Annotated in this window: 10 protein-coding genes and 1 tRNA gene; 6 read left to right on the forward strand and 5 right to left on the reverse strand. The window is 45.6% G+C overall.

The window, feature by feature from the left end; all coding sequences use genetic code 11:
• Nucleotides 1-156: 156 nt before the first annotated feature.
• Complete coding sequence (locus H8B19_RS06360; RefSeq protein ID WP_186505967.1) at nt 157-1,560, forward strand: glycoside hydrolase family 28 protein; 1,404 nt, start codon at nt 157-159, stop codon at nt 1,558-1,560.
• Between the two features lie 148 nt (nt 1,561-1,708).
• Here H8B19_RS06360 and H8B19_RS06365 read toward each other — a convergent pair whose 3' ends face one another.
• The 3 genes from H8B19_RS06365 to pepA are packed head-to-tail and all read right to left on the reverse strand — an operon-like array spanning nt 1,709 to nt 6,439.
• Nucleotides 1,709-4,477, reverse strand: coding sequence for a valine--tRNA ligase (locus H8B19_RS06365; RefSeq protein WP_186505968.1), 2,769 nt, complete (start codon nt 4,475-4,477; stop codon nt 1,709-1,711).
• Nucleotides 4,470-4,931: a DNA polymerase III subunit chi gene (locus H8B19_RS06370; protein WP_186505969.1), complete on the reverse strand. Its 462-nt coding sequence runs from the start codon at nt 4,929-4,931 to the stop codon at nt 4,470-4,472. Before H8B19_RS06370 ends, H8B19_RS06365 begins: the two co-directional genes overlap by 8 nt.
• Complete coding sequence (gene pepA, locus H8B19_RS06375; RefSeq protein WP_186505970.1) at nt 4,931-6,439, reverse strand: leucyl aminopeptidase; 1,509 nt, start codon at nt 6,437-6,439, stop codon at nt 4,931-4,933. Before pepA ends, H8B19_RS06370 begins: the two co-directional genes overlap by 1 nt.
• A gap of 183 nt (nt 6,440-6,622) precedes the next feature.
• Here pepA and lptF point away from each other — a divergent pair, with 183 nt between their 5' ends.
• Both lptF and lptG read left to right on the forward strand, forming a co-directional pair.
• The gene (lptF, locus tag H8B19_RS06380) at nt 6,623-7,729 is read left to right on the forward strand and encodes an LPS export ABC transporter permease LptF (RefSeq protein WP_186505971.1); all 1,107 of its coding nucleotides are present in this window, start codon (nt 6,623-6,625) and stop codon (nt 7,727-7,729) included.
• Nucleotides 7,726-8,787, forward strand: coding sequence for an LPS export ABC transporter permease LptG (lptG, locus tag H8B19_RS06385; protein WP_186505972.1), 1,062 nt, complete (start codon nt 7,726-7,728; stop codon nt 8,785-8,787). Before lptF ends, lptG begins: the two co-directional genes overlap by 4 nt.
• 6 nt (nt 8,788-8,793) lie before the next feature.
• Here the strand turns inward: lptG and H8B19_RS06390 are convergent, their stop codons facing one another.
• Both H8B19_RS06390 and H8B19_RS06395 read right to left on the reverse strand, forming a co-directional pair.
• Entirely contained in the window at nt 8,794-9,798 is a 1,005-nt protein-coding gene (locus H8B19_RS06390; protein ID WP_186505973.1) for a LacI family DNA-binding transcriptional regulator, read from the reverse strand.
• 115 nt (nt 9,799-9,913) lie between these two features.
• Nucleotides 9,914-10,429, reverse strand: a complete 516-nt coding sequence (locus tag H8B19_RS06395) for an RDD family protein (protein ID WP_186505974.1) — start codon at nt 10,427-10,429, stop codon at nt 9,914-9,916.
• Between the two features lie 481 nt (nt 10,430-10,910).
• Between H8B19_RS06395 and H8B19_RS06400 the strand changes: the two genes are divergently transcribed.
• The 3 genes from H8B19_RS06400 (at nt 10,911) to H8B19_RS06410 (ending at nt 15,396) form a co-directional block, all read left to right on the forward strand.
• Nucleotides 10,911-13,553: a TonB-dependent receptor gene (locus H8B19_RS06400; protein ID WP_241737522.1), complete on the forward strand. Its 2,643-nt coding sequence runs from the start codon at nt 10,911-10,913 to the stop codon at nt 13,551-13,553.
• 66 nt (nt 13,554-13,619) lie between these two features.
• Nucleotides 13,620-15,002 (forward strand): glycoside hydrolase family 28 protein, encoded by a 1,383-nt coding sequence (locus tag H8B19_RS06405; protein WP_186505976.1) that lies wholly within the window; start codon nt 13,620-13,622, stop codon nt 15,000-15,002.
• Nucleotides 15,003-15,309: 307 nt separating this feature from the next.
• A tRNA-Leu gene (locus H8B19_RS06410) sits at nt 15,310-15,396 on the forward strand.
• Nucleotides 15,397-15,543: the final 147 nt, after the last annotated feature.

Below are 15,543 nucleotides of genomic sequence, written 5' to 3' on the forward strand. Positions count from 1 at the left end.
GCTGCACCTTTTTTATTGCCAGATTGCATGTGGGCAATATCTCCGGCTGATGCCGGGGATAATGTATCTGCAACGTTTTGGAGGTCTGGTATCGGCTAAATTGTAAGGTTAATCATTCCGGGCTTGCTCCGGAAGAACCTGTTTCCGGGACTGAAAATGATAGAGCATCTCAATCGGCGTCAATTTCTTAAATTAACTTCTGCAATGGGGGTTTTACCTTTTATACCGTCCTGTGTATTACAAAAAACATATTGGGCAAAGGCGGAAAAAATTCAGCACCAGTTGGGCGCGCCAACTATTCCAAGGCGAGAATTTAATCTGGACGAATACGGTGCAAAAGGTGACGGGCTATTCAAAAATACTCAGGTGTTTGAGGCCGCAATTAAAGCTTGTGCCGCTGCCGGAGGGGGCCGGGTTATTGTGCCAAAGGGGCGATATCTTACCGGAGCAATTGAACTTACATCGAATGTGGAGTTGCATTTGCAGGCTGAGGCGGAACTGCTATTTAGTACAGAGCCAAACGATTACCCAAAGGTTTTGAGCCGTTACGAAGGCGTGGAGTTATATAACTACTCACCACTGATATATGCATACAAAGCACAAAATATTGCCTTAACCGGTCGGGGGCTGATCAATGGGCAGGCAGCTGACGAAAACTGGTGGTCATGGTGTGGTTCGCCTAAATTTGGCTGGCAACCCGGTATGCCAAGACAAACAGAAGATCGTAATGCTTTGTTCGACATGGCAGAAGCAGGTGTGGCGGTTGAAAAGCGTCAGTTTGGACATGGACATTTTCTGCGTCCCAGCATGGTGGAATTCTACCAGTGTGAAAATGTACTGATAGAAGATGTCACCCTCAAAGATTCGCCCTTTTGGAATATCCATCCTGTACTTAGTCGAAATGTGACTGTACGGGGCGTCACGGTAACCGGTCATGGCCCTAATAATGATGGTTGTAATCCGGAGTCGGTCAACGGGATGTTGATAGAAAATTGTCTGTTTGACACTGGTGACGACTGCATTGCAATTAAATCCGGGCGTAATGCCGATGGTCGGCGTTTAATGATAGCCAGCGAAAATATTGTGATTAGGCACTGTCGAATGCGTGCCGGTCACGGCGGTGTGGTGATTGGCAGTGAAATATCGGGTGGTGTACGTAATGTGTTTGTTGAGCATTGTCAGATGGACAGCCCAGAGCTTTGGTATGCACTTAGATTTAAAAACAATGCCATGCGTGGTGGAGTCATAGAAGATATTTATGTGAGGGATGTGACAGTAGGACAGGTTAAATTTGCTGCGATCACCTGCGATTTTAATTATGAAGAAGGTGCCAATGGTGAATTTACGCCACAACTTAATAACTTACAGGTTGATAACCTCAAGGTTAAACATGCCATCAGAGTGCTGGATTCACAGGGCTTAGACAATGCACCGATTCGCGGGATACGTTTAACAGATTGCCAGTTTAATGGTGTGACACAAGCCAGCATAGTGAAAAACACCCAACAATTGATACTGGATAATGTAGCTGTCAATGGTAAGCCAGTATCTTCGTTATAAGTATTTTGTGGTAAATAGTTTTACAGATTGTTGTCCGTTAAAGCCTCTGATTGATTATGCGTCAGGGGCTTTTTTCCGGTTTGTTGGTTGTTCACAGACAATAAAAAACCGCCATAAAGGCGGCTTTTAGCATTAACAATAAACTGAATTACAGATTTTCGATGGTTTCTTTCTGCTCGTTGAGTTTTTGCATTTGAGTGCTGAACTCATCCAGCTTAGCGCGCTCTTTGGCGATAACCGCTTCCGGTGCTTTGCTAACAAAGGTTTCGTTACTCAGTTTGGCTTCGGTGCGGGCAAAGTCGGCTTTGACTTTTTCCAGCGCTTTATTGATACGCGCCAGTTCGGCTTCTTTATCAATCAAGCCTGCCATTGGGATCATCACTTCCATCTCACCCACAATCGCGGTAGCAGATGCCGGGCCCTTTTCACCGTCGGCTAAAATGGTCACTTGTTCTAAACGTGCCATTTTGGTTAACAGTAAATCGGTTGCTTGTAAACGACGTTTGTCTTCACTGCTGGCGTTTTTCAGCAGTACTGATAATGGCTTGCTAGGCGCGATATCCATTTCACCACGGATGTTACGTACACCAACAATCACTTGTTTGAGCCATTCGATATCAGCAACCACTTGTTCATCCTGCAGGCCTGCATCTACTTGTGGATAGGGCTGCAACATAATGCTGCGGGTATCATCCAGTGAGCATAATGGCGCCACACGTTGCCAGATTTCTTCAGTGATAAACGGCATAACCGGGTGCATTAAACGCAGCAGGCTTTCCAGTACGTTAACCAGCGTATGGCGGGTACCGCGTTTTTGCGCATCGGTGCTGGCATCGCTGTTCAATACCGGTTTGGATAATTCCAGATACCAGTCACAGAACTGGTTCCAGGTGAACTCATATACCGCCTGGGCAGCTAAGTCGAAACGGTAATCTTTTAATGCTGCTTCAAACGCAATAAGTGTTTGTTGGAAACGCGCCCAAATCCAGCGATCGGCCAGACTCAGTTCCAGTTCGCCACCGTTTTTACCGGTATCCTGCTCTTCGGTATTCATCAGTACAAAACGGGATGCGTTCCACAGTTTGTTACAGAAGTTACGGTAACCTTCCACACGGCCCATATCGAAGTTGATATCACGACTGGTGGATGCCATGGCGGTAAAGGTAAAGCGCAGTGCATCAGTACCGTAAGCGGCAATTCCATCCGGGAATTGCTGACGGGTACGTTTGGCGATTTTCTCTGCCAGTTTTGGCTGCATCATGCCAGCGGTACGTTTTTCTACCAGGCTTTCTAAATCGATACCGTCAATCAAATCGATGGGATCAAGTACGTTACCCTTAGACTTGGACATTTTATTGCCCTGCTCGTCACGGATAAGGCCGGTGATATAAATTTCTTTAAACGGAATTTTGCCGGTGAATTTCTGAGTCATCATGATCATTCTGGCTACCCAGAAGAAGATAATGTCAAAACCCGTCACCAGTACCGATGAGGGTACAAAGGTTTCCAGTTCAGGGGTTTTCTGTGGCCAGCCCATGGTGGCGAATGGCCACAATGCCGATGAGAACCAGGTATCTAAAACGTCTTCGTCCTGACGCAGGGTTAAACTGTCATCCAGTTTGTATTTGGCGCGCACTGCCGCTTCGTCTGTGCCTACATAGATATTGTCGGCATCGTCAAACCAGGCCGGAATGCGGTGTCCCCACCACAACTGACGGCTGATACACCAATCCTGAATGTTGTACATCCACTGGTAGTAAGTTTTGTTCCAGTTTTCCGGAACGAATTTAATCTCGCCTTTTTCCACCGCTTCAATCGCCGGTTTGGCCAGAGATTCAACAGCCACATACCACTGGTTAGTTAGGTAAGGTTCGATAACTGCACCGCTGCGATCACCACGTGGTACTTTTAATTTGTGTGGTTCAACTTTTACCAGCAGACCTTGCTCTTCTAAATCGGCCACAATTTGCTTACGCGCATCATAACGATCTAAACCACGGTATTGCTCTGGCGCGTTGTCATTGATTTTGGCATCCGGGGTGAAGATGTTGATCATTTCCAGATCGTGACGTTTACCTAACTCGTAATCGTTAAAATCGTGTGCCGGGGTGATTTTTACGCAGCCAGTACCAAACCCGGCATCCACGTAATCATCCGCTACTATGTTAATTAAACGACCGGTAATCGGCAGTTTGATTTGTTTGCCAACCAAATGCTGATAGCGTTCATCATCCGGGTTAATCGCAACCGCGGTATCGCCTAACATGGTTTCCGGGCGGGTAGTGGCTACCACTAACTCACCACTGCCATCGGCCAGCGGATAACGCATGTGCCACATGTGGCCGTCTTCTTCTTCGTTCAGTACTTCTAAATCGGATACCGCAGTGTGCAATACCGGATCCCAGTTCACCAAACGCTGACCACGGTAAATTAAACCCTCGTCATACAGCTGAATAAACACTTCCTGCACCGCGGCAGATAAATTGTCATCCATGGTGAATACTTCACGCTCCCAGTCGGCAGAGGTGCCTAAACGGCGCATTTGTGAGGTAATAGTGCCGCCGGAATGTGCTTTCCAGTCCCACACTTTTTCAATAAATTTATCGCGACCTAAATCATGACGTGTCTGACCTGCTGCGTTTAACTGACGCTCGACTACCATTTGAGTGGCGATACCGGCGTGATCGGTGCCCACTTGCCATAAGGTGTTATCACCTTTCATGCGGTGGTAGCGGGTTAAAATATCCATAATGGTTTGCTGGAAACCGTGACCCATGTGCAGGCTACCGGTCACATTCGGTGGTGGTAATAAAATACAGTAAGGCTCGCCTTCACCACTGGCTTTGAAATAGCCTTGTTCTTCCCATTGCTGATAACGGGATTGTTCGATATTTTGCGGATTAAACGTCTTATCCATTGTGTGTCTCGTGATTAAATTTTGCGGGAGTGGTCGCCAGTTGATGCCCGGCTGCGCGATAGTGTTTGTATCTTTCTCTGGCCTGTTGTTTGGCCTGTTCTTCGGCCGGAACAAAGTCGTAAATCTGTCTGAAGCGTTGCGCATAGTCAGGCATATTATTACTGAGGTTAATCAGTACTGCGCGATTATTGACGTTTGCCTGCTGCCAGTTGATTTCTACCGGGGCGCCATTAGCCGGACCTTCGCCAGCTAAATTATGTGGTACAAAGGCATCAACAGGTTGTTGCCATAACAAATCGTCAATCGCTTCTGCATCCGCTTTGCTGCCAGTTAAAATAACGCAGCGTTGACGCTGACGATAACAGTCGGTCGCTAACTGACAGGCCAGCATAAAGCTGGCCGGTTGATTTAGATGTTGTTCCTGCTCAAGCAGGTGAAAAAGGATACTGGCCACTAGTCTTCCGCTGTTTCGCCCACTCGGTTTAATAAGAATTGGGTTAACATAGGTACTGGACGGCCAGTTGAACCTTTGTTTTTACCACCACTCATCCAGGCTGTTCCGGCTACATCAAGGTGTGCCCAATTGTACTTTTTAGTGAAACGCGCCAGGAAACAACCAGCGGTGATAGCACCACCGTAGCGGCCACCTAAGTTGGTGAAATCAGCAAAACTGGATTCCAGTTGTTCCTGATACTCATCCCATAAAGGTAAGCGCCAGGCTTTGTCGCTGCTTTGTTCAGACGCGTTTAATAATTCGTGAGCTAACGGATTGTGTGAGCTCATCAAACCGCTGGCGTGTTTACCTAAAGCAACAACGCAGGCACCGGTTAGCGTTGCAACGTCAATAACCGTATCCGGGTTAAAGCGCTCAACGTAAGTTAATACATCACACAATACTAAACGGCCTTCAGCGTCGGTATTTAATACTTCAACGGTTTGGCCAGACATGGTGGTAAGAATATCACCCGGACGATAGGCATTGGCATCGGGCATGTTTTCACAGCCAGCTAATACGCCAATAACATTGATTGGCAAATTAAGTGCCGTCAACGCATGCATGGTACCTAATACACCTGCTGCGCCGCCCATGTCGTATTTCATTTCATCCATGGCTTCGGATGGTTTAATTGAAATACCGCCGGAATCAAAGGTTAAGCCTTTACCCACTAACACCACTGGCGCCTGCGATTCTGCGCCGCCGTTGTGGCGAATAATGGTCATGATGGATTCGTTGGCAGAACCACGGCCTACTGCTAAGTATGAATTCATACCCAACTCAGCCATTTTTTGTTCGTTAACTGATTCAACACTCAGCGAACTGTATTGCTGTGCCAGCTTTTGAGCCGATTCAAGTAAATAAGCAGGATTACAGATGTTTGGCGGCATATTCGCCACATCTTTACAACTTTTCATGCCTTCTGATACCGCCATGCCATGTTCAATCGCACGTTCACCAATAGGTAATTCACGGCGTGTAGGCACATTGAACACTAACTTGCGTAGTGGGCGACGTTGATCTGATTTTTTACTTTTTAATTGATCAAAACTGTAAAGTGAATCAAGGGTGGTTTCTACAGCCTGACGTACTTTCCAGTAAGTATCACGACCTTTAACGTGTAATTCAGTTAAAAAGCATACCGCTTCCATTGAACCTGTTTCATTCAGATTACTGATGGTTTTCGCTACAATTTGCTTGAACTGACGCTCATCTAACTCACGTTCTTTGCCACAACCTACCAATAAAACACGTTCGCTTAAAATATTCGGCAAGTGATGTAACAACAGCATTTGTCCGGCTTTGCCTTCCAAATCGCCGCGGCGGATTAAATTGCTGATGTAACCGCCACTAATTTCATCCAGTTGCTCGGCAACCGGTGTTAACCGGCGAGGCTCAAAAACACCCACCACGATACAGGCGCTGCGTTGCTTTTCCGGACTGCCACTTTTTACGCTGAATTCCATGGCTAAAACTGCCCCCTTGAAGTTAACAGATATAGGCTGTAATTTGTCTGACTGAGATAAAAAAAGGCCACGAAATTGACCTTATTGAAACACTCAGTAAAAATTAAAACTTGTGAAAACACTAAGTTTACTTAAAATTTCACAGCATTCCACTAAAAAACCCACTTTTCCTTAGGTAGAGATTTGCTGTTATTTAGATATTTACTGTCAGAAACCATGAAATCGCAGATCGCGGTGTTTATGGTATTAATGGCAATTTTTATTACTCAGAAATTTGTCCGTGTTCTGGCAGATGCCACCAATGGTGATATCCCTGCTGGTTTAATCATGGGCTTTTTGTCTTTGCAGTTGCCTGTATTGGCGGCGTTAATCCTGCCATTAAGTCTGTTTTTAGGCATTATGCTGGCTCACGGGCGATTGTATGCCGACAGTGAAATGGCGGTGTTGCGCGCCTGCGGTATCAGCGAATGGTATGTCACCCGGGTGATGTTGTTTTTAGGTTTAATGGTGGCGATAGTCACAGCCAGTTTGACCTTGTGGTTGGCGCCTGCGGCAGTGGAGCGTGAATACCAGTTAGAAGAACAGGCCGGGGCGGAATCGGGTTTAACTACGCTAATCCCCGGGCGTTTCCAGGAAACGGCGAACGAACAGGCGGTGATGTTTGTGCATGATATTGGCACCGACAACAACCAACTTGAAGGCGTATTTGTTGCCCAGCACAAAAATCAGGAAGAAGATAAATCGGTACATCTGGTGTATGCGAAAATCGGTAATGTCACCGAAGAGGCCGATGGCTCGCAGCAATTAATTTTGCAACAAGGCAAACAATATGAAGGCATGCGCGGACAACGTGATTACCAGATAGTATCGTTTGATCAGTATCAAATTCAGATAGCCGAGCAACAGGCAGAACAAAAACGCCGCAAACTGACGGCATATCCTACCATGCAGTTGCTGGATGATAACTCCATCGATGCTATCGCTGAGTTGCAATGGCGTATCTCCATTCCTTTATCCATCATGTTTTTAGTTTTGATTGCGGTACCGCTTAGCTCAGTTGACCCAAGGCAGGGGCGCTTTGGCAAAATTTTTCCGGCGTTACTGATGTATTTGGGTTATTTCCTGTTGTTGATGGCAGGCCGTAAAGTGCTGGAAGATGGTAAAATTCCGCCGCAATTTGGTTTGTGGTGGGTGCATGGCGTGGTGTTATTGATTGGATTTGTATTACTGGTTCGTGGGCGTTCGCTCGGGGTTAAAATCCGTGCAGGGTTACTTGGAGGCCGCGCATGATCCGTATTCTGGATGTTTATCTTGCCCGTGTATTGCTCAGCACCACCTTTATTAGTTTGTTTATTCTGGTTGGCCTTAGCAGCCTGTTAAAGTTTGTCGATCAGCTTAAGCAAATTGGTCGTGGAAGCTATGACATGATGGCGGCTGGCATTTATGTGTTGCTCAGTATGCCAAGAGAGATTGAACAGTTTTTCCCCATGGCAACCTTACTAGGGGGATTAATTGGTTTAGGGCTACTTGCCAGTAATAGCGAGTTGGTGGTGATGCAGGCGGCGGGATTAAGCCGCGGCAATATTATTGCTTCTGCCATGAAAACAGCTTTGCTGATGGTGGTATTTGTGATGGCGCTTGGTGAGTGGGTTGCGCCCGTTACTGAAACCAAAGCTAAAGAAATCCGTACTCAGGCCATATCTGGTGGTAGTTTATTTTCTGGTGATCAACTCACCTGGGCTAAAGACGGCGATAACTTTGTCAGTATTGGTGAGGTAATTAGTAAGGATGCACTTACTGACGTTAATATTTATCAGTTTGATCAGGAGCTAAATCTAATCAAAATCACAGCCGCTAATAAAGCCAGTTACGCAGGCAATAGCTGGCGTTTGACTGGCGTGAGTTACACCGATTTTAGCGATAAAAAAATCGTTACAACCAAGGTAGCCCAAGCGCGCTGGCAGTCGTCCCTGACGCCGGACAAATTAGGTGTGGTAACCATTAAACCGGAAGCATTATCCATTCGGGGGTTACAGGATTACGTCAATTATTTGCGTGCCAACAGTCAGGACGCTAATCGTTATGAACTGGCGTTGTGGCGCAAAATTTTGCAGCCCTTATCGGTGGCGGTTATGTTGTTAATGGCGTTGTCTTTTATCTTTGGGCCGCTGCGCAGTGTGACCATGGGGGCGCGCATTATCATGGGTGTGCTGACCGGTTTTGGCTTTTTTATTGCCAACGAGATTTTCGGCCCTCTGAGTATGGTGTATCAGCTGCCACCGATTGTGGGGGCGGCGTTACCCAGTCTGGTGTTTGCCGTTTTTGCCCTGTACCAGATTAGACGTTAAAACCGGTTAGTTGGCAGCCTGGCCGTGAGATTCGCGGCAAGTAATACTGCTGGGTAGCAGTGTTTTGGCATCCGGATTTTGCCCGGAAATACGATCAATCGCCGCTTTGGCCATTTCAACAAAGGGCTGACGTACAGTGGTGAGTTGCGGCCATACCATGGTCGCAATCGATGTATCGTCAAACCCTACAACAGAAATGTCTTTTGGGATCGCAAACTGATGTTTGTGCACGACCGCCATCACTGCCGCAGCCATTTCGTCATTACTGGCAAAAATCGCACTGGGCTTATCTTTTAAACTTAATAATTGCTCAGTGGCGCTGAGTGCCGATTTATAACTAAAATCTCCCTCTGCGATGAGTTCAGGTTGAATCGACAGTTTATGTTGTTGCAGTGCTTGCTGATAACCGGCTAAACGCAGTTGCGTAACACCCTGCGATTTATCGCCGCTGATAAAGCCAATGCGTGTATGGCCTTGTTCAATCAAACTTGAGGTTAAGTCTGCTGCAGCTTGCTGTTCATCAATACTCACGGTTGAGTGGAATTTATCCTGTAGTGCCATATGTTGCTGACCCACGCAAACATAGGGAATGTTAAACGCACTAATACGCTCTAAAAGACTTTTATCTTCGCTTAAGGGCGGTAAAACAATGACGCCGTCAACGCCGCTGCAAAGGGCTTGCAGTTTGCTGTCCAGCAACCGGTCGGCATTATTTTCTTCCACTATCAGGTGATAACCCACTTCACTGCAATAACGTAAACAGCCAAACAAAAATTGTGAAACGTAGGGGCTATTTGGCTCAAAACATAACACGCCAATAAAGTTTTTACGGCCACTGGATAGGTTTTTAGCGGCAAAATTAGGGCGGTATCCGAGATCCTGTACTGCCTGTTCGATTTTTTGGCGCGTACTGTCCTTAACGTTGCCGCCTTTATTTAATACTCGCGAAACCGTCATCATGGAAACGCCAGCATGCTCAGCAACATCCTGAATGGTTATATTTTTACGCATTTAGCCTGACTTGCTACTTAAAAGCAGCCATTTCATTTAAGTTATTGGAACCGTTAATACTATCCATTTTTTGCGTTAATTTCAGCGCAATTCAACGCGCTGACCAATCGCAGATTTAAGCGCTATAACCTTTCCAGCTGCGGTGGTGGTTTTGCTCTTTGGTCAGGCTGACCACTTCGGTTTTTGCGATGCGATCTTGCAGTGATAATTTGCTTTTAAAATCGATAATGGCGAGTAATGTGCCAGCACCCAATAATGAACTGATCATTCTTAGCATCAGCCGGGGGTAGGTGAGTGGCTGTTCATTGGTAGACAGAATTCTAAGTCGCCATGCTCTCATGCCCAGGGTTTGACCACCGTGTTTCCAAAACCACAGAAAAAATCCGGCAACCCACAATATAACCCAGATTTGGATAAGCGCTCTGGCCCACATTGAGTGGCCAATAAAGTCACTCGGAAACGCATAACCCTGCATATCTATTACGCCATTATTGAGCATGATTACCATTGGCAAAATCATCACCATTGCGGCACACATAGCTACAGCAACCGCTACTAGCGTGTCGTAAACCATAGCGGCCAGTCGTCTGAAAATACCTGCGCGTGGATAATTTGTTTGTGAATCTGTCATGGATACTGCTGGTAATGGCTACAAAATTAACTGGAACTCAGTGTACCAAGAATCAGCTGATAAAGGCGATATATCTTAATTCCGGCACCTTGATTTAAGGGCGCATATTCAAAAAGTGAAAAAGATTTATTCAAATATGAAGTTTTTTTCAAAGACTTTTTGAGCTTGTCTCTAATATTTTTTAATCTCTTCGCAACATCAGGTTAACAAGTTTTGTGTTTTTTTAACTATAATTTGCCACCGGTGGCAAGTTGGCGGGTTTAGTCAGGTTAAATAACAAACCAAAAAAAAGACCGGGTGCGAGGGAATAAATAACAACAAGATGTAGCGACCGTATTTGTTCACATCGTCAACTCCTACAGTAACTACGTTGTTGGCTGGCGATGACAATAAAATCCATAACGGAGAATGTACAATGCAAACTGTATTTCAGCGTAAAAAGTTAGTGGCCAGTATCGGAATGATACTTGGTTTATATTCAATGCCACAGGCATTTGCTCAGGAAGCCCAGCAGGATCAGTCAGCCGAAGGCACTGAACTGGAAGTTATCGAAGTTTCTGGTTTTCGTGGTTCTTTAAACAAAGCTCTAAATACCAAGCGTCAGTCGGTAAACGCCAAAGAATCTATTGTGGCGGAAGATATTGGTAAATTTCCGGATTTAAACATTGCTGAATCATTACAGCGTGTACCTGGGGTGGCAATTTCACGTGAAGGCGGTGAGGGACGTCAGATTACATTACGTGGTTTAGGCCCCTCGTTTACCCGTACGACCTTAAATGGTATGGAAGTACCGGCCAGTACCGATGGTACCGATTCCGGTGGTGGTGTAAACGGAGGTCGTGCGTTCGACTTTAACGTGTTTGCATCAGAATTATTTAATCGCGTGGATATTCAAAAAGCACCTACTGCAGCCATGGAAGAAGGTGGCATTGCTGGTACGGTAGACATGTATTCAGCCAAACCTTTTGATAATCCGGGCATGCACGTTGCCGCGTCTGCTCAGGGCGGCTATAACGATGTGACGGGGAAAGTCGATCCTCGTCTGGCAGTGATGGTGAGCAATACCTTCGCTGATGATACGTTTGGTGTATTGTTCTCTGTGGCCAAATCGGATCGTAATGTTCGTCAGGAAGGTTATGGCACAGTTCGCTGGACCACACCGGTGAAAGACGGTGGCGGTTTATTTGCTGATACCAGCAATACCACAGTGACGGGTACACCCGATGTGGGAAGTTGTGAAGATGACGGTGTTGCGGTTGATCCAATCAACTGTTTATGGACGCCACGTTTACCGCGCCCCGACTTCTTTGGTAACGAACAAGAGCGTTTAGGTTTTACCGGCTCTTTGCAATGGGCACCAAGTGACAATTTAGTCCTGACCTTAGATACCTTGCATTCGACGCTGGATAACAAGCGTACCATGTACAACTTCTTCGAAATGTTCCGCAGTACGTTTGATGAAATTACTCCGGTAGCAATTACTGTTCATCCAAACGGTAAACAGGTACTGGCCGGTACTTACGATGGCATTAAATCGCGTATTGAAAGCCGTCAGCAAATTTCATCAACTGATTTCAGCCAGTATGTATTTTCGGGTGAGTATTTCGCTTCGGATAACCTGAAAATCAATGCAATGTTAGGTACAGCCAAATCGGACGCACGTTCTGAGCAGTATCGCTATAACATGACCAATAATACGCCGCATACGTTTAGCTTTGATTTCAGTAACAATCCTAATGTGCCAGAAGTGAGTCATAGTTATGACACTAACGATGCCAGCTTTTATGATTTAAGTGATGGCCGTTTACGTGCTACTGACGTATATCGCAAAAACAATACAGGGAAACTGGATTTAACCTACAGTGCGGATATGGTTACTATCCGGGCCGGTTTAGCTGTGAATGATCGCAAGGTTGGTTACGGTGAAGAACAAATTAATGGTTTCCCGGATCAGGATTCAGCAGTAGGTTACAGTGAAATGCTGCCATATGATGATTTTGGTACTGGTTTTGACGGGCCGTTAGAACGTTTTATTGTGGCTGATTTTGATGCGATTGAATCAGGATTACTGGATAAAACCTGGGTACCAAGAACTGCTCAAACCTGGGAAGTTCAGGAGAAAACCCGTGCGGTTTATCTGCAAATGGACTCAGAATTTGATTTAGCTGGTATGACACTGCGCAGTAACTTTGGTTTCCGTTATGTTGACACGGAAACCACGTCTACCGGTTACATTCAGCAGGATACGGTAAGTATTACCAACGACTATGACAACTTCCTGCCTGCAATGAACCTGGCACTGGATATGACTGATGATATGGTGTTGCGTCTAGGCATTTCCCGTTCAATGACACGTCCAAGTTTAAGTTCGTTAAACCCGGGGAATCCTTCGTTCTCATACATTAACGGTACGGTAAGCGCAGGTAATCCATTCCTGGATCCGTTCACTGCAAATAACGTGGATTTAGGGTTTGAATGGTACTTTGATAATGAAGCCCTGGTGGCAGCAACCATTTTCTATAAAGATATTGAAACCTTTATCGAGAGTGCATCGGAAGAGCGTTTAGTTGATCCGGCGTATTATCCGTTTATCGACAGTGATCCACAGTACGATCCGCAAATCGCTTTAGATCCACGCACTGTGCCTTATATTCATAACTCTCCGGTTAATGGTGAAGGTACCGATTTAAATGGTTTCGAGATTATTTATCAGCAGCCGTTTAGCTTCCTGCCTGAGCCATTTAATGGCTTTGGTGTTGTGGCTAACTACACCAAGGTTTCTTCAGGTGAAATTACCGGTCTGTCGAAAAATTCATACAACGGTACTTTGTATTACGAACAGGATGATTACGGTATCCGTGTGTCAGTAAACAAACGTGATGATTACATTACTGATTATACGGGTAGCAATGGTAACAAAGAGCACGGTACGACTGGCCCGACTCACGTTGATTTGTCAGCCTTTTACAACGTAAGTGATGAACTAACCGTTACCTTTGAAGTGATTAACCTGACTGATGAGTATGAACGCCTGTACACCACAGGTGATGGCAACTTAGATTTAATGCGTGAATATAACCATACAGGCACGCAGTATTTCCTCGGCGCCCGTTACTCTATGTAATTAAACCCGGCCCTGTTGGCAGACGTGCTAACAGGGCCTTTTTGTATCTGCCATAAAGAGAATTTTATGCAAAATAAGTGGTTAAATTTAATCGGTATTACCGCAGTTTTAACCAGCGGTTTAGCAAGCGCTAAAGAAGTGTTATCTACCCAGTATGCCAGTGAAATTGATGACATTATCAAACAAATACAGCTACCTGATATTCCCAACAATAGTGCCGATATTAGGCAGTTTGGTGCCAAAGCCGATGACAATAAAGACGACCGGGATGCCATTTTAAAAGCAATTAATCAATTGGCTAATAATGGCGGTGGTAAGCTTGTTGTTCCAAAGGGCAAGTGGCTGAGTAACGGGCCCATTGTGCTTAAAAGCAATATTGAACTGCATTTAAGCGAAGGTGCACATTTATTATTCTCTGCTCACGCCCGCGATTATTTGCCTGTGGTCAAAACCCGCTGGGAAGGTACCGAAGTATTTGCTTATTCACCATTAATTTATGCCAAAGATGTGCATGATGTAGCCATTACCGGTAGCGGCACCATTAATGGTAATGCAAACAGCGAATTCCATGCCTGGCATAAAAAAGCTAATGACGATATGCAGGTGCTGCGCACTATGGGTATTAAAGGTGTGCCGGTGGAACAACGTCAGTTTGGTGAAGGGCACTTTTTGCGTCCCAGTTTGATTCAGTTTTTTGGTGCAAAACGTGTTCTTTTGGAAAATTACACCAGTCTGAATTCACCGTTTTGGGTTAATCATCTGGTGTATACCGACCACGTTACCGTGCGTAATGTAAAAGTAGATAGTCATTTTGCCAATAACGATGGGGTTGATTTGGATTCGGTCTCTTATGGACTGGTGGAAAACTCGCATTTTCGTACCGGCGATGATTCGGTAGTGATCAAGTCGGGTCGTGATAAAGATGGTCGCGACATCAATAAACCAAGTCGTTATATTGTGGTGCGCAATAATGACATGGGCGGTGAAGATGGCATCGGTCTGGGCAGTGAAATGTCAGCCGGTATTAGCCATGTGTACTTTGACCAGAATATTTTGCGCAAGGGTAAAGCGGCGATTCGTTTTAAAGGCTCACTTGATCGTGGTGGGTTAGTGGAGCATATTCGCGTGACCAATATGCATATCGCTGAGTTTGAAGATTTATTCTGGTTCCAGCTTAATTATCCCGGTGTGATTGAAGGCGGTCATCCATCCACTTATCGCGATATTGTATTTGACAATATTGAAGTGGAAAAAACGCAGCGTGTATTTGAAATTCATGCCTACAAAGCCGCGCCTTTAAGTAATGTCACCGTTAAAAATGTCAGAGTTAAACAAGCCGAAACACCCTTTGTACTGGAAAATGTAACGGGCTTAAAATTGCAAAATATGGTGATAAATGGTCAACGCTTTGATGGCGAACTGAGTGCCATTCAAGCGCACGATAAGTGAATGATTAAGGGATAAGAGCCGCTTCTAAGCTGCTCAATAAAAAGCGTTTTTACTGTAACGCATACTCTTTGAGCAGTTGATGACGAAGTGATGACAAAATGCTTGCATGACGTTGCTGTATCGCTATAATGCACAGCCTGTTTAGCCTATGGGGTAAACAGGCAATCACTCAGTGCCAGAGTGGCGAATCGTAGAAGAAGGACAGGAGTCCGAGTGTCGTGAAAGCAGGATGCTGAGAACGACCGCAGCGAAAAGTGCTTAGCACTTTCGGATCGCATAAAAGGCAATGTAAAATAAAGCTCTCAGTGCCAGAGTGGCGAAATTGGTAGACGCAGCGGATTCAAAATCCGCCGGTAGCAATACTGTGCCGGTTCAAGTCCGGCCTCTGGTACCATTCTTTCTTGCTTAAGAGAGAGTGAACACAAACCGACGAAAGTCGGTTTTTTTGTGCCTGAAATTCAGATTGAATTAACTTGAGGGGGTAGAGAACCTGTGCCGGTTCAGGTACTCAGACCATCCATAGCTTTTATCTGATGAGCCA

The organism is Neptunicella marina, from assembly GCF_014270035.1.
Classification (GTDB): Bacteria; Pseudomonadota; Gammaproteobacteria; order Enterobacterales; family Alteromonadaceae; genus Neptunicella; species Neptunicella marina.